The organism is Lentzea tibetensis, assembly GCF_007845675.1.
GTDB classification, from domain to species: Bacteria; Actinomycetota; Actinomycetes; order Mycobacteriales; family Pseudonocardiaceae; genus Lentzea; species Lentzea tibetensis.
This window is the reverse complement of the sequence record NZ_VOBR01000011.1, coordinates 122,254-139,608: the sequence shown is the minus strand read 5'-3', so window position 1 is coordinate 139,608 and position 17,355 is coordinate 122,254. Positions and strand designations below refer to the sequence as shown.

General features: G+C 72.0%; 15 protein-coding genes and 1 pseudogene. 9 read left to right on the top strand and 7 right to left on the bottom strand.

All coding sequences use genetic code 11. The features are described from left to right. Positions 1-30: 30 nt before the first annotated feature. Positions 31-1,200 carry a sensor histidine kinase gene (locus FKR81_RS19045; RefSeq protein ID WP_146353426.1) on the top strand — a complete coding sequence of 390 codons (1,170 nt, stop codon included), beginning with the start codon at positions 31-33 and terminating at the stop codon, positions 1,198-1,200. Next, a complete protein-coding gene (locus tag FKR81_RS19040; RefSeq protein WP_146353425.1) occupies positions 1,200-1,811 on the top strand; it encodes a response regulator in 612 nt (203 codons plus the stop codon). Before FKR81_RS19045 ends, FKR81_RS19040 begins: the two co-directional genes overlap by 1 nt. On the opposite strand, the gene FKR81_RS19035 is transcribed toward FKR81_RS19040, so the two are convergent. After that, entirely contained in the window at positions 1,789-2,223 is a 435-nt protein-coding gene (locus FKR81_RS19035; RefSeq protein WP_146353424.1) for a S26 family signal peptidase, read from the bottom strand. The genes FKR81_RS19040 and FKR81_RS19035 overlap by 23 nt on opposite strands. 129 nt (positions 2,224-2,352) lie before the next feature. On the opposite strand from FKR81_RS19035, the gene FKR81_RS19030 reads away from it, so the two are divergent. The 5 genes from FKR81_RS19030 to FKR81_RS46015 all read left to right on the top strand — a co-directional run bounded on the left by FKR81_RS19030 (position 2,353) and on the right by FKR81_RS46015 (position 5,814). Further along, a complete protein-coding gene (locus FKR81_RS19030; protein WP_235921644.1) occupies positions 2,353-2,874 on the top strand; it encodes a TlpA family protein disulfide reductase in 522 nt (173 codons plus the stop codon). After that, positions 2,871-4,745, top strand: coding sequence for an ABC transporter ATP-binding protein (locus FKR81_RS19025; protein WP_146353422.1), 1,875 nt, complete (start codon positions 2,871-2,873; stop codon positions 4,743-4,745). The genes FKR81_RS19030 and FKR81_RS19025 overlap by 4 nt, the downstream gene beginning before the upstream one ends. Then, positions 4,742-4,948, top strand: coding sequence for a hypothetical protein (locus FKR81_RS19020; RefSeq protein ID WP_146353421.1), 207 nt, complete (start codon positions 4,742-4,744; stop codon positions 4,946-4,948). Before FKR81_RS19025 ends, FKR81_RS19020 begins: the two co-directional genes overlap by 4 nt. 22 nt (positions 4,949-4,970) lie before the next feature. Next, positions 4,971-5,201, top strand: coding sequence for a hypothetical protein (locus FKR81_RS19015; RefSeq protein WP_146353420.1), 231 nt, complete (start codon positions 4,971-4,973; stop codon positions 5,199-5,201). Positions 5,202-5,301: 100 nt separating this feature from the next. Beyond that, entirely contained in the window at positions 5,302-5,814 is a 513-nt protein-coding gene (locus tag FKR81_RS46015; RefSeq protein ID WP_407936533.1) for a MauE/DoxX family redox-associated membrane protein, read from the top strand. A gap of 446 nt (positions 5,815-6,260) precedes the next feature. Here FKR81_RS46015 and FKR81_RS46010 read toward each other — a convergent pair. Both FKR81_RS46010 and FKR81_RS19000 read right to left on the bottom strand, forming a co-directional pair. Beyond that, positions 6,261-7,676: pseudogene (locus FKR81_RS46010) on the bottom strand (BTAD domain-containing putative transcriptional regulator); the annotation flags it as partial. A gap of 93 nt (positions 7,677-7,769) precedes the next feature. Next, on the bottom strand, positions 7,770-10,550 hold the full coding sequence (locus FKR81_RS19000; RefSeq protein ID WP_146353417.1) for an AfsR/SARP family transcriptional regulator: 2,781 nt from the start codon (positions 10,548-10,550) through the stop codon (positions 7,770-7,772). Between the two features lie 300 nt (positions 10,551-10,850). On the opposite strand from FKR81_RS19000, the gene lysA reads away from it, so the two are divergent. After that, positions 10,851-12,089, top strand: a complete 1,239-nt coding sequence (lysA, locus tag FKR81_RS18995; protein WP_146353416.1) for a diaminopimelate decarboxylase — start codon at positions 10,851-10,853, stop codon at positions 12,087-12,089. Here lysA and FKR81_RS18990 read toward each other — a convergent pair. After that, positions 12,086-13,210, bottom strand: a complete 1,125-nt coding sequence (locus tag FKR81_RS18990; protein ID WP_146353415.1) for a lipase family protein — start codon at positions 13,208-13,210, stop codon at positions 12,086-12,088. The two genes, lysA and FKR81_RS18990, sit on opposite strands and share 4 nt — an antisense overlap. 96 nt (positions 13,211-13,306) lie before the next feature. On the opposite strand from FKR81_RS18990, the gene FKR81_RS18985 reads away from it, so the two are divergent. Continuing rightward, entirely contained in the window at positions 13,307-13,927 is a 621-nt protein-coding gene (locus FKR81_RS18985) for a TetR/AcrR family transcriptional regulator (protein WP_146353414.1), read from the top strand. 18 nt (positions 13,928-13,945) lie between these two features. Here FKR81_RS18985 and FKR81_RS18980 read toward each other — a convergent pair whose 3' ends face one another. The 3 genes from FKR81_RS18980 to FKR81_RS18970 are packed head-to-tail and all read right to left on the bottom strand — an operon-like array spanning position 13,946 to position 17,353. Then, positions 13,946-15,157, bottom strand: a complete 1,212-nt coding sequence (locus tag FKR81_RS18980) for a GNAT family N-acetyltransferase (protein WP_146353413.1) — start codon at positions 15,155-15,157, stop codon at positions 13,946-13,948. A gap of 50 nt (positions 15,158-15,207) precedes the next feature. Next, complete coding sequence (locus tag FKR81_RS18975) at positions 15,208-16,563, bottom strand: gamma-glutamyltransferase (RefSeq protein ID WP_222598324.1); 1,356 nt, start codon at positions 16,561-16,563, stop codon at positions 15,208-15,210. A 49-nt stretch (positions 16,564-16,612) separates the two neighbouring features. After that, positions 16,613-17,353, bottom strand: coding sequence for an enoyl-CoA hydratase/isomerase family protein (locus tag FKR81_RS18970; RefSeq protein WP_235921635.1), 741 nt, complete (start codon positions 17,351-17,353; stop codon positions 16,613-16,615). Between the last annotated feature and the right edge of the window lie 2 nt (positions 17,354-17,355).

Below are 17,355 nucleotides of genomic sequence, written 5' to 3'. Positions count from 1 at the left end.
TTCCCGGTGCGCTGAAGGCACAGTGTGCCGGTGACGTCCGTTCACGTCTGGGACCGCACCCGCATCGGCTGGCACCTCGCGTTCGGCGTGTTCGTGCTGGTCGGTGTCGTGCTGGTGGTCGCGGACAGCCAGGTGTCCGGTGGCAGGCGGGCGATCGTGCTCGCACTGCTCGCCGTGCTGTGCGCGTCGTACGCGCGATTCGGCGCACGGGCGTTGAACCGCGAGCCGCAAGGCCAGGTCTACGTCGCCGCCGCCATCGCACTGACGATCACGATGTACGCGCTGGTGCCCGTCATGGCGGTGCTGTTGTTCGCGCTGTACCCCCAGATCTGGTCGCTGCTCCCGACCCGCCGCGCGGTCGCCGCGACGGCGGTGACGTCGCTGTCGGTCGGCGCGGTCGTGCTGGTGCAGGGCGATTTCACCGAGGACGCGGTCGGCTGGGCGTCGTTCATCGTCATCAGCCTGTTCCCGTCGATCCTGCTCGGCCTGTGGATCACCAGGATCATCGAGCAGAGCCACGAACGCGCCCGGCTGGTCGCCGAGCTGGACACCACCCGCGCGGAACTCGCGCGGGTCAGCCACGAGGCCGGCGTGCTCGCCGAACGGGAACGGCTGGCCAAGGACCTGCACGACACGCTGGCGCAGGGCTCGACGAGCGTGCTGCTCCTGCTCCAGGCGGCGCGGAAGGCGTTGCACGGCGACATGTCCCGGTGCGAGCAGCACCTCGTGCTCGCCGAGGAGACGACCCGCGAGAACCTCCGCGAGATCCGCTCGCTGGTCGCCGCTCTCACGCCCGCCGAACTGGACGGCGCCTCGCTCCCGGCCGCACTGGAACGCCTCACCAGCAGGATCGGCCGCGAACTGGACGTCGCGGCGACCATGACGACGACCGGCGAGCACCGCAGGCTCGCACCGGACTGCGAGGTGGCGCTGCTCCGCGTCACCCAGGAGGCACTGGCCAACGTGCGCAAACACGCCGAGGCGACCACCGTGTCCGTGTCGCTGGACTACTCCCCCGACGACGTCCGGCTCAGCGTCACCGACGACGGCCGCGGCTTCGCCCCCTCCGCGCGCCTCGCGGGCGGGTTCGGGCTGGACGGCCTGCGCTCCCGCGTCCGCCACGCCGGCGGGTCGCTGGACATCCACACCTCACCCGGCAACGGGGTCACCGTCCTCGTGCGACTTCCGGCAGGTGGGTGATGGCGGTGCGCGTGATCGTCGCCGACGACCACCCGGTGGTGCGGGCCGGGTTGCGGGCGCTGCTGGAGGCCGAGCCGGACCTGGAGGTGGTCGGCGAGTGCGGCTCCGGCGCCGAGGCGGTGCGGATGGCGTCCGAGCTGCACCCGGACGTCGTGCTGATGGACCTCAAGATGCCCGAGCTCGACGGCGCCGCGGCGACCGCGCGGGTCGTCGCGGAGACCAGCAGCCGGGTCGTCGTGCTGACGACCTTCGACACCGACGGCGACATCATCCGCGCCATCGAGGCGGGTGCGACCGCCTACCTGCTGAAGGACGCGCCGAGCACCGACCTCATCGAGGCCGTCCGGGCGGCGGCACGGGGGCAGACGGTGCTCGCGCCGCCGGTGGCCACCCGCCTGGTCAGCGCGGTGCAACGGCCGACGCTCAGCGCGCGCGAGGTCGAGGTGCTCGGGCTCGTCGCGCGTGGACTGTCCAACGCGGCGATCAGCGTGGAGCTGCGGGTCAGCGAGGCGACCGTGAAGAGCCACCTGCTGCACGTGTTCAGCAAGCTCGACGTCAGCGACCGCACGGCGGCGGTCACCGTGGCGCTCAGCCGCGGCTGGCTGCGCTGACCCGCCGCACGACCACACCCATCACCCTGTCCGACCGGTAAAACCCCAACGACCTCGAATCGCAACCGCGCGGGTTGTCGCCCAACACCACGAGCGCTCCGGCCGGCACGACCTCCACATCGACCACCGGGCGCACACTCGCGGGCACCGGATCACCGGGCAACGCCGCGAGCCGCTTGATGTTCAACCGCACCAGGTGCGCGGGAACGTCACCACCGGCCGCCGGCTGCTCCACGACGACGATCGCGCCGAGCGCGAGCCCGGCCGGCCCGCACCGGCGGACGAGCACGCGGTCACCGTGCCGGTACGTCGGCTCCATGCTGTCCCCGTCCACGCTCACCGCGACCCACGTGCGCCGCAACCACCACAGCGCCGCGCCGCACGCGACCGCGACGACCACCGCCACGACCATCCCTCACCTCCGTGCGCCCCACAGTAGACGCGACCGCTGTCGCGCGGCGGTAGCGAGATGACAGCGCCGCGTCGGCGGTCGTTCCTAACTTCTCGTCGTCATCGGAGAGAGGGGCGAGACGTGGGGATCATGGTTGCCGGGGTCGTGCTGGCCGTCGTGCTGAGCCTGGTGAACATCCTGTTGCTGTTCGCGGTGCTGCGCAGGCTGCGGGAGTACGGCGCGAAGCTCGCCGCCGTGCCGAGCGCGGCGCAGTCGATGTTCGAACGGGACAACGAGCTGAACGGGCAGCAGATTCCCGAGTTCACCGCGTCCACGGTGGACGGCCGGACGATCACCAGGGACGACCTGGCCGGGCGGCGCGTGCTCGTCGGGTTCTTCGCGCCGGGCTGCAAGCCGTGCCACGAGCACGCGCCCGAGTTCGCGAACATGGACGTGCCTGCCTACGCGTTCGTCAGCGGTGACGGGCCGCAGGCCGACGAGCTGACCAGGCTGCTGTCCGGGTCGACGGCCGTGGTCGTCGGCGAGGCCATGAGCGGGCTCGAGAACCTGCTGGGCGTCAAGTCCTTCCCCACGTTCCTGGCGATCGACGAGACGGGCACGGTCGAGCGCGCGACGATCTCGCTGCACGACCTGCAGCTCAGCCGCGCGTGAGCGGAACCCAGCTGCCCGAGCTGCGGTGGCGGCACGCGCTCGTCGTGTGGCTGCTGTGCTGGCGGTCGGCGAGAACGCTGGCGAGCGTCTACGCGGTGCTCACCGTCCTCAGCGGACTGATCCCGGCGACCGCGGCGTGGCTGACCAAGCTGCTGGTCGACGCGCTGGCGACCGGCCAGCCGGGCGCGACGGTGCTGGTGCTGGGCGCCGGGCTCGCCGGGGCGGGACTGTTCGCCGGTGTCGTGCCGCAGCTCAGCGCGTTCCTGCAGGCCGAGCTGGGCAGGCGGGTGGACTTGCTGCTGCAGGACCAGCTGTACACCGCGGTGAACGGCTTCGACGGGCTGGCCAGGTTCGAGAACCCGGCGTTCCTCGACCGGCTCCGCATGGCCGCGCAGGCCAACGGACGTTCACTCGCACCGGTCACCACCGGCGTGTTCGGCCTGGCGCGGGACGTGGTCGTGCTGGTCAGCCTCACCGCGACGCTGTACCTGATCAGCCCGGTGATGGTCCTCGTCGTGCTGGTGGCCGCGGTGCCGACGCTGCTGGCCCAGCTCTCCCTGACCCGGCAACGGGTGCGCATCCGGGCGGGGCTGAGCCCGGCGGGCCGCAAGCAGTTCTTCTACGGTTCGCTGATCTCCGACGCGCAGGCGGCCAAGGAGATCCGGCTCTTCGGGCTCGGCTCGTTCCTGAAGGAGCGGCTGCTCGGCGAGCTGGCCGTCGTGCAACGCGGCGAGCGGCAGATCGACCGCAAGGTGCTGAACACGCAGTCGACGCTGTCGCTGATCGGGGCCGTGGTCTCCGGCCTCGGACTCGTGTGGGCGGCGTGGCAGGCGAGCTCGGGCGCGATCACCATCGGCGACGTCACCGCGTTCGTCGCGGCGCTGGCGGGCGCGCAGGGCGCGGTCGTCGGGCTCGTCAGCAGCGTCACGCAGGCGCACGAGGCGCTCCTGATGTTCGGGTACCTGGAGGAGATCCGCGGACTCGAGCCCGATCTGCCGCCCGTCGAACGGCCGGTCGCGATCACGCCGTTGCGCAGGGGGATCGAGCTGCGCGACGTGTGGTTCCGCTACAGCGACGACCACCCGTGGGTGCTGCGCGGCGTGACCATGCGCGTCGAGCACGGAAGGTCCACCGCGCTGGTCGGGCTGAACGGCGCGGGCAAGAGCACGCTGGTGAAGCTGCTGTGCCGGTTCTACGACCCGGTCCGCGGCTCGATCACGTGGGACGGCGTCGACATCAGGGACATCCCGGTCGCCGACCTGCGCGCCAGGATGGGCGTGCTGTTCCAGGACTTCGTGCGCTACGACTTCACCGCGGCGGAGAACATCGGGCTCGGCGACCTGTCCGCGATGGACGATCGCGACCGGGTCGAGCACGCGGCACGGCTCGCCGGGATCGCACCCGTGCTGGAGAAGCTGCCGCGCGGCTACGACACGCTGCTGAGCCGCATCTTCTTCTCCGAGTCGGACAAGGACAACCCGGACACCGGCATCGTGCTCTCCGGCGGCCAGTGGCAACGGCTGGCGCTGGCACGAGCACTGTTGCGCGGCGAGCGCGACCTGCTGGTGCTGGACGAGCCGAGCTCGGGCCTCGACGCGCGGGCCGAGCACGAGATCCACGCCAGCCTGCGCACCCACCGCGCCGGTCGCACGAGCCTGCTGATCTCCCACCGGCTCGGCACGATCCGCGATGCCGACCACGTCGTCGTGCTGGACGACGGATCCGTTGCCGAACAAGGCACCCATGACCAGTTGCTCATCGGGAACGGGCTGTACGCGCAGCTGTTCTCGATGCAGGCGGAGGGCTACCAGCCGCCACCCACAGGCTTCCGGAGGACGGAAGAGTTGATCACGAGAGGACGCACCACATGACGAAGTTCATGGCCGCCATCGGCGACAAGCTGCTCGCCAAGCTCGTCCCCAGCGAGACGGCGCACGCCGACCGCTACCGCTGCTACTACACCGGAGTCTGGTACCGGTCGGGCTGTTACCTCTGCCGCCAGTACTGCTGCGTCGACGACTACACCGGCGAGATCTCCCACTGCACGGACCCGTGCGAACGCGTCTACTGCTGACCGAGGACGGACAACGATCCACATGCGACTGATCAGCGAAGCGGCCGACCGGCTCCTCGCGGTGCTCGCGCCGAAGGAAACGGCGCACGCGGACCGCTACTACTGCATCTGGGTGGACGGCGGCTGCGGATACCACTGCGGCAGCGGTTTCCCGCGGCTGGGGATGGTGGAGCGGTACTGCTGCTACGACGACTACACCGGCCGGCAGACGGGCTGCTACGACGAGCGGATCAACTGCAACAAGTGCCAGTAGTCGGCTGAGACGGGTGCGGCGGGCGGCGAACTTTCGTCCGAACACTGGGGGCCAACGCTTTCCGCCCGCCGCACACCCCGTCGACCGCGAGGGAGTGACGATGGTGTACCTGGCGCTTGCCTGCCGGCTGCTGCTGCTCGGCGTGTTCCTGGTCGCGCTCGTCAGCAAGATGCGCGCCTACCGGGAGTTCGAGCGCTCGCTGACCGGACTGGTGCCGGGCAAGGCGATCCGGCCCGCGGCGGCACTGACCACGGCCGCCGAAGCGGCCGCGGTCGTGCTGCTCGCGTTGCCTCACACGGGATCGCTGGGTTTCGCGCTCGCCGGGTTGCTGCTGGCCGCGTTCGTCGCGGGCATCGTGCTCGGGCTGCGCCGGGGCACGACGGCGCCGTGCCGGTGCTTCGGCGCGTCCGAGACGCCGCTCGGCTGGCCCCACGTGATCCGCAACGCCGTGTTGCTCTGCGCCGCCGCGCTCGGGCTCATCACCGGGCCCGCGGTGCCGACCGAGATCGGCGGCATCGCGGTGACCGCGGCGTGCGCGGCGATCGCGGGCCTCGCGGTGGTGCGGCTGGACGACCTGGTCGCGCTGTTCCGGCCGTTGAACACGGCTTCCTGAGCCAGGGCCCGGTAGTGCGCGGCGAGTCGCGCGGCCGCCGCCTTCGTGTCGGCCGGACTGTCCTCGATCCCGACCTGCTCGATCGCGTACGCCTGCAACAGGTCGTGCATCGTGAACCGGGCACCGGACCGCCGCTCCACGAGGTGCGCCGCGGCGAGCGCGTCGAGCAGCTCCTGGGCGCGCACGGGCGTGCTGTCCAGCAGTGCCGCGGCGACGAACGCGTCGAACATGGTCGCCTCGAAGCCGGCGCCGGGCACCGCACCGAGCCTGCGGAACAGCAGCGCCGCGTCCGCGGGCAGCGCGCGGTAGGACCAGGAGAACACGACCCGCAGTGCGGTGCGCGGGTCGTCGCCCGCGGCGAAGGCGTCCATCGGCGCGTCGGCCGCGAGGTCGCCCACCATCTCGGACAGCGAGTAGCCCGGCGACGAGGCGATGCGGTCGCCCGCGATCCGCAGTGCCAGCGGCAGCCGGTCGCACAGGCGAGCCAGCTCGTGCAGCGCGATCATGTCGGCGGGCCCGGCACCGAGCAGGGTGCTCAGCAGCTCGGTGGCCTCGGCGTGGTCGAGCACGTCGAGCCGCAGGCGCACGGCGCCGTCCCGCTCGACCAGGCAGCTGAACTCGTCGCGGCTCGTCACGAGCACCGTGCAGCCGGGCGAACCGGGCAGCAGCGGGCGGACCTGCGACGGCGAGCTCGCGTTGTCGAGCACGATCAGCATCCGCTTCCCGGCGAGCCGCGCGCGGTAGAGCGCCTCCTGCTCCACCACCCCCGCGGGCACGTCCTCGCCCGGCACGCCCAGCGCGTGCAGGAACCTGACCAGCACGCGGCTCGGGTCGAGCGGCTGCTCCAGGTCGTAGCCGCGCAGGTTCACCCACAGCTGCCCGTCGGGGAACCGGTCGGCGACCCGGCGGCCCCACCTGATCGCGAGCGCTGTCTTGCCGACGCCCGCCGTGCCCGCGATCGCGACGGTGGTGGCCCCCTCGTCGAGCAGCGCGTCGAGCCGGGCGATCTCGGCGGTGCGACCGGTGAAGCCCCGGACGTCCGACGGCAGCTGGGCCGGTGCGGCCGAGATCTCGGCGCGACGCGGGCGCGGCACGCGGACCGGAGGCTGCGCTCCGGTGATCATCACGCCGTGCAGCGCGCGCAGTTCGGCGGACGGCTCGATGCCCAGCTCGTCGGCGAGCAGCCGGACCACCGAGCGGTGCGCGTCGAGCGCGTCGGCCCGCCTGCCCGACCGGTAGAGGGCTTCGATCAGCTGCGCGCGGAACCGTTCCCGCAACGGGTGCGCCTCGGTCATCGCGCGCAGCTCCGGGATCAGCGCCTCGTGCGTGCCGAGCCGCAGCCGCGCGTCGAAGTAGCGCTCCCGCACGAGCAACATCCGTTCGACGAGCTCGGACACCTCGATGCCCGTCAGGCCGTCCGCGCAGATGTTGCTCAGCGGTACGCCGCGCCACAGGCCGAGCGCCTGCTCCAGCAGCGCCGCCTCGGCGGCCGGATCGCCCTCGGCGTCGGCGGCGCCGACGAGCGCGTCGAACGAGGTGAGGTCGAGCTGGTCCGGCCGCAGCCGGATCAGGTAACCGCAGGCCTCGGTGCGGATCAGCTCGCCGCGGTCGCCGAGCGAACGGCGCAGCCGGGCCACGTAGTTCTGGATCGTGCCGCGCGCGTTCGCGGGCGGCTCATCACCCCACAGCCAGCCGGCCAGCTGCGTCACGGTCACCAACCTGTTGGCGCGCAACAGCAGCCCGGCCAGCAGCGCGCGGTGCTTGTCCGCCGTCACCGGCACCGGCACGCCGTGCCGGAACACCTCCACCGGACCCAGTACCCGGAACCGGATCGCATCCGGACGAGCGCATGCGTCATCCATACCCACAACAGCCGCCTTCCCCCCAGTCAGGCCGACGCGCACACCTTGCCCACGGGGAATGGCATTACCTTGCAGGATTCTTGAATCCGCAGGTCAGGGGGAAGTATCAGCGAGGTGGGACCGCACTCGCTCAGCGGCCGTCGTGCGGTGCTGGGCCTCGTACAGCTCCAGTGCCCGCTGCCAGGTCCTCCGCGCCGCCTCGAGCCTGCCGAGCTCGACCTGGGTCAGCGCCAGGTGGTCGAGGGTGTCGGCTTCGAGGTAGGTGTGGCCGAGGTCCCGGAAGAGCGCGAGCGCCTGCTGGTAGTAGTCGAGCGCCCGGCCGAGCTCACCGGTGCGGTGCGCGATGTAGCCGAGGCTGTCCAGCGTGTTCGCCTCGCCCTGGTGGTCGGTGTGCACGCGGTACAGGTCCAGCGCGGCCTCGCAGTGGGCGCGGGCGTTCTCGTACTCCCCCAGCTTCGCCTCGTACCAGCCCATCTGGTTGAGCGTCCACGCCACCCACGCGGGCTGTCCCACCTTCTCGTACAGCTCCAGCGCGGGTTTGGCGTGCTCGAGAGCCAGCCTGTCTTCGCCCTGCTGCTCCAATGCCCACGCCAGCCCTCGGCGGGCGTCGGCCTGGCCGCGGATGTCATCCGTCCGTTCCGCCAGTGCGAGTGCCTGCTTGAGGTGCGTCATGGCGTCCTCGCGCAGTCCCACCCGGACGCACGCGTAACCGAGCAGGCGGTGGGCCCAGGTCTGGCTCTCCACGTCGCCCATCTGCTCGCAGGCGGCCAGCGCGATCCGCCACACCGCGAGGTTGTCGTGCAGCTGACCGCGCCGCCAGTGGTAGGTGTGCGTGACCCACGCCAACTGCCAGGCACAGGTGTGCCAGGCCCGGTCGGCGACGAGCTGCTGAGCGGCGAGCAGGTTGGGGTGTTCGGCGGTGAACCAGTTCTGCGCCGCGACCTGGTCCGCCATCACCTGCACCTGAGAGCCGTCGACCGGTTCGCCGACCTCGACGGGCGGGCGGTGCGGGTTGAGCAGCTTGTCGGCGGCGTGCCCGGTGTGCACGTAGTGGTCGACGAGCCTGCGCAGCGCCGCGGTCAGCCCCTCCTCGGTGTGGCTGAGCCGGGCCTGTTCGGTGGCGTAGAGCCGCATCAGGTCGTGCGTGCGGAACCGGCCCGGTGTCGGCTGCTGCACGAGGTGCGCGGACTCCAGCTCCCGCATGAGCGCCGCCGTCCGCGAGACCGGCAACGAGGTCAGCGACGCGGCGGCGGCGACGCTGAAGTCCGGGCCCGGCGCCAGGCCCAGCAGCCCGAAGAGCGCGGCGGCGTCCGGGGTGAGCGCGTCGTAGGACCAGGAGAAGACCGCGCGCAGGTTGAGCATCGCCTCACCGGTGTCCAGCGCGTCCAGCCTGCCCGCGTGGTCGCACAGCTCCTCGGCCAGTGCGGCGAGGGTGAGGTCCGGGTGCGTCGCGGCCCGTCCGGCGACGATGCCGAGCGCCAGCGGCAGGCCGGCGCAGCGGCGGATCAGCTCGTCGGTGGCGGCCGGATCGGCCGCGACCCGTGCGGTACCGAGGTGCTTGACCAGCAACGCCACCGCGTCGTCGTGGGCGAGCACGTCCAGCGCGACGGGACGCGCGCCCTGCGTGGTGACGAGTCCGGCCAGCGCGTTGCGGCTGGTGATCAGGACGGTGCAGGTGGGGCTGCCGGGCAGCAGCGGCGTCACCTGGTTGGTGTCACGCGCGTTGTCCAGCACGATCAGCATCCGCCGGTCGGCGACGAGGCTGCGGTAGAGCGCCCCCTGCGCGTCCGGGTCGAGCGGGATCGCGGCCGACTCGACGCCCAGCGCGTCGAGGAACCCGCGCAGGGCGGTCTCCGGCTTCGCGGGCTGCCCGGTCGGGTCGAAGCCGCGCAGGTTCACGTGCAGCTGACCGTCCGGGAAGCGGGCGAGGTTCTGGTAGGCCCACTGCAGCACGAGCCACGTCTTGCCGATGCCGCCCGCGCCGCGCACCGCGGAGATCACCACGGTCGAGCCCGCCCGCACGTCGAGCGCCGCGGTCAGCTGGTCCAGTTCGTCCTCGCGGCCGATGAACGAACCGGGCGGGGGCGGCAGCTGGCGCGGTACGGCCGACCGGCCGACCGGCGCCGCCTTGCCGGTGGGCGGGGACAGCGCGGGGTCGGCGGTGAGGATCTGGTGGTGCAGCTGGCGCAGCGCCGCGCTCGGGTCCGTGCCGAGCTCCTCGGCGAGCCGGGTGCGGGTGACCTGGTAGTGCGCCTGCGCCTCGGCCTGCCGCCCGCTGCGGTACAGCGCGAGCATCAGCTGCCCGGCGAGCCGTTCGTCGAGCGGGTTCTCACCGGCCACAGTGGACAGCTTCGGCAGCACCGTCGCGTGCAGCCCCAGTCGCAGCGCGACCTCGATGTGGTCGAGCACCGCCGCGGTGCGCTCGCGTTCCAGCTCGGCCCGCACCCGCGCGAGCCACGGCACGTCGAGACCGGCGAACGCCTCACCGCGCCAGAGTTCCAGCGCCTGCTCGAACAGCACCAGCGCGCGTTCGTCGGCCGCGGTGCGCGCGTCGCCGACGAGCCTGCGGAACCGGTGCAGGTCCACCGTGGACTCGTCGGCGGCGAGCAGGTAACCACCCGACTGCTGGGTGATCCGCGGGTCGTCGCCGAGCACCTTGCGCAGCCGGGACAGGTAGCTGTGCAACGTGCCGCGCACCCGGTACGGCCGGTTCTCGCCCCACACCCGGTCGATCAGCTGGTCGACCAGCACGACGCGGTTGACGTCGACGAGCAGCGCCGCCAGCACGCACCGCTGGCGGGCCGGCCCCAGCGCGACGGTCCGCCCGTCGATGCTGGCATCGACCGGACCGAGCACCCGGAACTCCACGATCATCCCGATGTCTCCCCCAAGACAAGTCAACTGCTCCGGACCTGGTGATTCAAGCGTTCTGCAAGGCCCGTGGCACAGCTTATTCCCCGGCGAGGGCGCAGCGTGAACTCCACCACTCGGGCCAGTGAATTTCCACCGGGTGCCGGTCCGCAAGTTTCGCTGGCCGCCCGGCACCGCGACGCGCTTCTTGCGGGTCGGCCCGACCGTCCGCGAAAAGGCTGCGCTCCACAGCTGTCCGTGCCGAAAGGACGCACCTGTTCAGTCCACAGTAGACAGAGTGGAACCGGGTCTACCGTTGACGTTGTGATCGACACGCCCTTCACCGGACCCCAGCTCGCCGAGGCCGCCGCGGCACACGGCACCCCGTTGTGGGTGTACGACGCCGCCACGATTCGCGGGCAGATCGCGAAACTGCGCAGCTTCGACGTGATCCGGTTCGCGCAGAAGGCGTGCTCGAACGTCCACGTGCTGCGGCTGATGCGCGAGCAGGGCGTGCACGTCGACGCCGTGTCGTCCGGCAAGATCGACCGCGCGCTCGCGGCGGGCTACGACGTGCACGGCCCCGACGAGCCGGTCGTGTTCACCGCGGACCTGCTGGACCGCCCCACGCTGCGCAAGGTCGTCGAACTGGGCATCGGAGTGAACGCGGGCTCGCCGCAGATGCTGTCGCAGCTCGGTGAGGTCTCACCCGGCCACCCGGTGTGGATCCGGATCAACCCCGGCTTCGGTCACGGCCACAGCCGCAAGACCAACACCGGCGGCGAGCACAGCAAGCACGGCATCTGGCACGAGCACCTGGAGGAGAGCCTCGCGCTCGTGCGCAGGTACCGGCTCGACCTCGTCGGCCTGCACATGCACATCGGCTCCGGTGTCGACTACGACCACCTCGAGGCGGTGTGCGAGACGATGCTGAAGCAGGTCCGCATGACCGGCCACGACGTGCGCGCGATCTCCGCGGGCGGCGGGCTCTCCGTGCCGTACGCGCCCGGCCAGCCCGCCGTCGACACCGACCGCTACTTCCGGATCTGGGACTCCGCCCGCCGGGAGCTGGTGTCCGAGCTGGGCCACCCGGTGCGTCTGGAGATCGAGCCCGGCCGGTTCCTCGTCGCCTCGTCCGGCGCGCTCGTCACCGAGGTCCGCGCGCAGAAGCCCATGGGCAGCAACCACTTCGTGCTCGTCGACGCCGGGTTCAACGACCTGATGCGGCCCGCGATGTACGGCAGCGCGCACCGCATGTCCGTGCTGAGCCCGTCCGGCGCATCGCGCACGGACGACGGCGTGGACACCGTGCTGGCGGGTCCGCTGTGCGAGTCCGGTGACGTGTTCACCCAGGACGCGCACGGCGAGGTGCACCCGGTTCCGTTGCCGCGCACCGAGATCGGCGACCTCGTCGTGTTCCACGACACGGGGGCGTACGGCGCGAGCATGTCGTCCAACTACAACTCGCGGCCGCTGATCCCCGAGGTGCTGTTCGACGGCGGCGCCGCACGCCTGATCCGGCGCCGCCAGACGGTGGACGAGTTGCTCGCACTGGAGGTCTAGCAGTTCGACGTGGCCTGCTTGCCCGCGAAGCGGTCGCCGAGCCAGTTCAGCGCGTTGGTCCCCCACGCGCTGATCGCGCCGATGTGCCCGGCGAGCGGCAGTGCGGTCCACTGCACGGTCGCGCCCCGCGCGCAGTACCGGTCGCGCAGCCCGCGCCCGACGGAGAACGGGATCAGCTCGTCGACCGTGCCGTGGTAGAGGTACACCGGCGCGGCGGGCTTCACCGTGCCGAGCCGGTTCTCCGCGAGCCTGGCCTGCCAGCGCGGGTCCTTGATCACGTCCGGTGTCGTCGTCAGGTCGTTGAGCCGGGTGAACGGCGCGGTCAGCGCCAGCTCGACCACGCAGGACTCCTTGACCCGCTCGATCACCGCGCGGCCGCGGGCGTTCAGCACGTCGGTGAGCGGGAGCTCGGGGTACGCGGTCGCGTAGCCGGCCGCGGCACCGAACACGAGACCCGAGCCCGCGTTGCCGTCGTTGAACGCGGCCACCTCGGCGAGGTCGGCGGGCACGCCGCCCTCCGCGACGCCCACGACGTTCAGCTCCGGCGCGTAGCGGGCCCACAGCTCGCCGGCGAACGAGGCGGCCTGCCCGCCCTGCGAGTAGCCGAACACGCCGATCGGCGCTTTGGCCACGTTCAGCAGGCTGGTCGCGGCGCGGGCGACGTCGAGCAGCGCGCGGCCCTCGGACTGGCCGACGGCGTAGGTGTGCGTCCCCGGCGTGCCGAGGCCCTCGTAGTCGGTGACCGCGACGGCCCAGCCCTTCTGCACGGCCTGCACGAGGAACGCGATCTCGACCTCGCTGCCCTTGCGCAGCTGGTTCGACGGCGCGCACTCGTCCGCGAGGCCCTGGGTGCCCATCGCGTAGGCGACGACCGGGCGCGGACCGGCCCCCGTCCACGGCTTCGGTGGCTCGAGCACGATGCCGGACACGGTGTTCGCCGCACCCGTGGCCGAGGTCGAGCGGTAGAGGATCTGCCGCGCGTTCACCGGAACCGGGAACAGCGGGAGCGTGACGTGACTGCTGCTGATCACGTCACCCGGTGCCGCCGCCTGTGCAGCGGGGACGACCGCGCTGGTGATCAGGACCGCGGCGAGCAGGGACGTGACGGCTCGGCTCGGCATCGTTGCCTCCCGGAAACAGTGTGGTAACCGCCGTTTTCGCAATGTAGGCCCAGATGACGTAATCTGACAATCCCCATTACCAGATGGAGGTAACCCGTGGGCCGGTCGTACGGCGGTGTCGCGGCCGAGCAACGCCGTGCCGAGCGCCGCGAGAAGCTGCTGCGGGCCGCGCTCCAGCTCTTCACCACGACGGGGTTCGCGCAGACCAAGATCTCCCAGCTGTGCGCCGAGGCCGGGGTCTCCACGCGGAACTTCTACGAGGAGTTCGACAGCAAGGAGCAGGTGCTCCTGGTGCTGCACGACCTGATCAACTCGCTGGCGCTGCAACGGGTCACCGACGCGCTGGCCGGACTCGGCGACGCGGACGCCGCGACCCGCATCGCGACCCTGCTCGACGCGTTCGTCGCGAGCGTGACGTCCGATCCCCGGCTGCCGCGGCTGAACTACGTCGAGGCGGTCGGGGTGAACGCCGACCTGGAGCGCCAGCACCTGCGCTGGGTCGTGCGCTGGGCGGAGTTCATCGAGGCCGAGGCCAGGCACGCGGCGGCGCAGGGCGTCGCGCCGGACCGCAGCTACCGGCTCACCGCGATCGCGCTCGTCGGCGCCGTCACCGGACTGCTGCGCGAGTGGCAGGCGCACGACCCGCCACTCGACGTCGACGAGATCGCCGCCGAGATCCGCGGCCTCATGTTCGCCGCGATCACCCGCCCGGCCTGACCGGACATCCGGCCGCGATCAGAACCAGTGCAGGCAGTGCGGGGCGCGCTCAGCGCGAAAGAGCGCGTCCGCGACGGTGGCCGCGCCTGAGCGGTGGGCCCGGATGTGCCCGGCGCGCACGAGCGTGCTCGGGGCGGTGCCGCCGAGGTAGACCGAGCCCAGGTCGCGCACGTCCAGTGACAGGTCGGGATCCCGGTCCGTCGGCACGCACTCGGCCTTGCTGTCCCGAACGGTCAGCAGGTAGCGGCCGTGCTCGCCGAGGAACGGGTCGTCGACGTCGAGCACGAGCTCGCCGTCGGTGAACCAGCCGCGCGCGGTCAGCGCACGCGGGACGTCCAGCAGTCGCACCCAGAGCCAGTCGTCGTCGGTCATCTGGCCGGCGCGGAAGTCCGCGAGCTGCCAGCGCAGCGGGTGGTCGGGCGAGACGTGCTTGAACACGACCTGGGTGACCAGATCGTGGTCGAGCACGAACCGGGCCAGTGCCGTGGAGACGGCGTCGTCGGTGGCGATGGTCTCGTCGACCGTCAGGGTGCCGGACTCGCCGAGCGAGTAGCTGGCGTACCCGTCCGGGACGCCGCCGGCGTCGCGGTGGACGGCGACGTAGCGCGGTGCCGGAGTGACCGGAGGCTGCCCCGCGCCCGATGCCCACCAGCGGTGCGGCCGGGACAGCGCGCCGGGCTGCGCGCGGCGGTACCGGTCGTAGACCTCTTCCAGGATCACGCCGCATTCGGCACGCCGCAGCAGCTCGACCGAGCCGGTGTCCGGTGCGTCGGCCGTTCCGCGCGGACGGGCGAAGGAGGCCTGGTGGCGCTGCACCGTGAGCCGTTGCGTGCAGGTTGCCGGTCCGTAGCCGAACCTGCCGTAGATCCGGGCCTCGGAGGCCAGCAGCACGGAGAGGAACTCACCGCGGGCCCGCAGCTCGGTGAGCTGATACCGCATCAGCGCGCTGAGCACGCCCTGGCGCCGGTGCGACGGCAGGACGCCGACGGCGCTCACCCCGGCGGCCGGGACGATGGCCTCACCGGGCAGGGTCAGCTCGAAGGAGTACGCGGCGGCCGTGCCGACGGGCCGTCCGTCCGCCGTCACGGCGAGCAGGCCGCGGTCCATCTCGAGCGCCGACCACCAGAGCCCGCCGCCGTCGGCCGGGGTTTCCGGGAAGCGCCCGAAAGCCGCGTGGACCGTGTCGACGAAGACGTCGAGGTCCTGGTCGGTCGTGGAACGGATCTCCATCGCCACAGTGCAGCGCGGACCTGTGGCCGGGACAAGCGAATTACGGTGGCTCAGGCGGTGACCGCGACGCCGCCGCGCCGGTGGTCGCCGCCACCGATCAGCTCACCGGTGGACCAGACCCGCTCCACCGCCTGGCACCCGCCGAAGAACATGTTCGCCGCGCGGAACCGCTGCACCGCACCGAGTCCCGTGACGTCCACGCCGGGTTCGACGAAGACGAGGTCGCCCTGCGCGTGCAGCCTGGGCGCGTCGACCGCGTCCTGCACGCGCATGCCGTGGTCGATGACGTTCACGATCACCTGCAGGATCGCGCCGAAGATGCGGCTCGACCCTGCCGAGCCGAGCACCAGCTCCGGCTGGCCGTCGCGGGTGACGATCGTCGGCGCCATCATCGACGGCAGCCGGTCGCCGGGGAGGTGCGTGAAGAACCCGGCGGGCGACAGGTCCTCCTCTCCCATCATGTTGTTCACGTGCACGCCGGTTCCGCGCACGGCCACACCGGATCCCTCACCGTTCGTGCAGGTCACCGTGCACGCCATGCCCTGAGCGTCGAGCACCGAGATGTGCGTGGTGGAGCCGAGCCGGTTCACCGTCGCGGCGACCATGGCCTTCGCCAGCGCCGTCGGGCCCGGCCGTTCGGGCAGCAGCTCCAGCGCGTGCGCCAGCAGCTCGCCGCCTGCGCTCGGCGGCGGGTTCGTGTAGACGTCGCGGCCCCGGTAGGTCACCTTCATCGGCGTGCGCGGCACGACCCGGTAGGCCTCCAGGTCCGCGCGGCTGATCATGCCGCCGTGCTCGAGCACCTCGTCGGCGATCGCGTGGCCGATGTCGCCGGTGTAGAACGGCTCCGCGCCGTCGTTCCCGAGCCGCGCCAGCGTCTCCGCGAGCTCGTGCTCGTGCAGCAGGTCGCCCTCGACCGGGTGACGGCCCACGATCGACCCGATCAGCGAGAACACGTACGCCTGCTGCTTGTTCACCCGCACGCCCTCGCGGGCCAGCCGCACGGCGGGACGCACCAGCTCGTGCAACGGGGTGCTGCCGAACGTCTTCGCGGCCGCCTCGACCCCGGCGGGCACGCCGTAGACGGCGCACGACGACGCGCCGACGTGGAACGTCTGGTCCGCGTCACCGAAGTTCACGACGAACGGGATGAGCGGCGCCCTGGACGCCACGTCGATGCCCCGGCCGGGCGCCTCGGCGGAGAAGTCGAGCAGCACCGGCTCCTGGCCGGGCGGGGAGATGAGCATGTAGCCGCTGGCGCCGAGGCCGGTGAGCAGCGGTTCCGTGACGCAGGACGCGAGCACCGCCGCGACCGCCGCGTCCACGGCGTTGCCACCGGCGCGCAACACGTCGGCTCCGGCCTTCGCCGTCAGCGGATGACCCGCCGCGACCACACCGCGCACCGTCACTTCGAGACCTCCACACCGGACGGTTGAGGCACCCCAGTATGCCGGTCGGTCAGCGACGGCTGGTGAGCGACGCCAGGAAGTGCCGGAGCACCTCGTGGGTGGCCGGGGAACTCCACATCTCCCGCACCCCCGGATCGTCGAGCGGCCGGCGCGCCTCGATCCGTTCCCTCGTGGGGCGGTGCAGCTGTTGTTTGCTCAGTGCATACACCTCCGGCCGCGTCGCAGCCAGTTCCCTCGCCCGTTCGACGGCCCTGCCGATCAGCTCGGCGGGCTCCACCACCTCGTCGGCCAGGCCGAGCGCGACCGCGTCGGCGGGGCCGATGGTGCGAGCGGTGAGCATGAGGTTGTCCGGTCGCACCACGTGCCTCACGACCTCCAGCGGCACGGTGGGAAACGGAACTCCGGCGGCCAGTTCGGTGAGCCCGATGGTGCCGGCCGACATCAGCCGCACGTCGCAGGCCGCGGCCAGGACGCAGCCGCCCGCCAGCGCGTGGCCGTTGACCGCGGCGACCGTCGGGCGCGCGTGGTCGAAGACAGCGAGCACCGCGGTGCTCAGCGCGGGCAGGAACTCCGCGACGTACGGCGGTCCCCCGTCGACGATCCGCTTCAGGTCGACGCCCGCCGAGAAGCAGCGGCCGGCTCCGGTGAGCACGACGGCCCGCGCGTCGGCGACCGACGCCAGCGCGACGGGGAGCGCCGTGAGCAGTTCGAGGTCGAGCGCGTTGACCGGACCGTGGTTCAGCCGGACGACGGCGACGCCGTCCTCGTCCCGAACCTCGATTCCGTCCACTT

Bases quoted from the DNA above. Each gene is read 5' to 3' on its own strand.
- FKR81_RS19000 (WP_146353417.1), bottom strand. From the start codon at position 10,550: ATGATCGTGGAGTTCCGGGTGCTCGGTCCGGTCGATGCCAGCATCGAC.
- FKR81_RS19020 (WP_146353421.1), top strand. From the start codon at position 4,742: ATGACGAAGTTCATGGCCGCCATCGGCGACAAGCTGCTCGCCAAGCTC.
- FKR81_RS19015 (WP_146353420.1), top strand. From the start codon at position 4,971: ATGCGACTGATCAGCGAAGCGGCCGACCGGCTCCTCGCGGTGCTCGCG.
- FKR81_RS18980 (WP_146353413.1), bottom strand. From the start codon at position 15,157: ATGGAGATCCGTTCCACGACCGACCAGGACCTCGACGTCTTCGTCGAC.
- FKR81_RS19040 (WP_146353425.1), top strand. From the start codon at position 1,200: ATGGCGGTGCGCGTGATCGTCGCCGACGACCACCCGGTGGTGCGGGCC.
- FKR81_RS18990 (WP_146353415.1), bottom strand. From the start codon at position 13,210: ATGCCGAGCCGAGCCGTCACGTCCCTGCTCGCCGCGGTCCTGATCACC.
- FKR81_RS19030 (WP_235921644.1), top strand. From the start codon at position 2,353: ATGGTTGCCGGGGTCGTGCTGGCCGTCGTGCTGAGCCTGGTGAACATC.
- FKR81_RS19035 (WP_146353424.1), bottom strand. From the start codon at position 2,223: ATGGTCGTGGCGGTGGTCGTCGCGGTCGCGTGCGGCGCGGCGCTGTGG.
- FKR81_RS46015 (WP_407936533.1), top strand. From the start codon at position 5,302: ATGGTGTACCTGGCGCTTGCCTGCCGGCTGCTGCTGCTCGGCGTGTTC.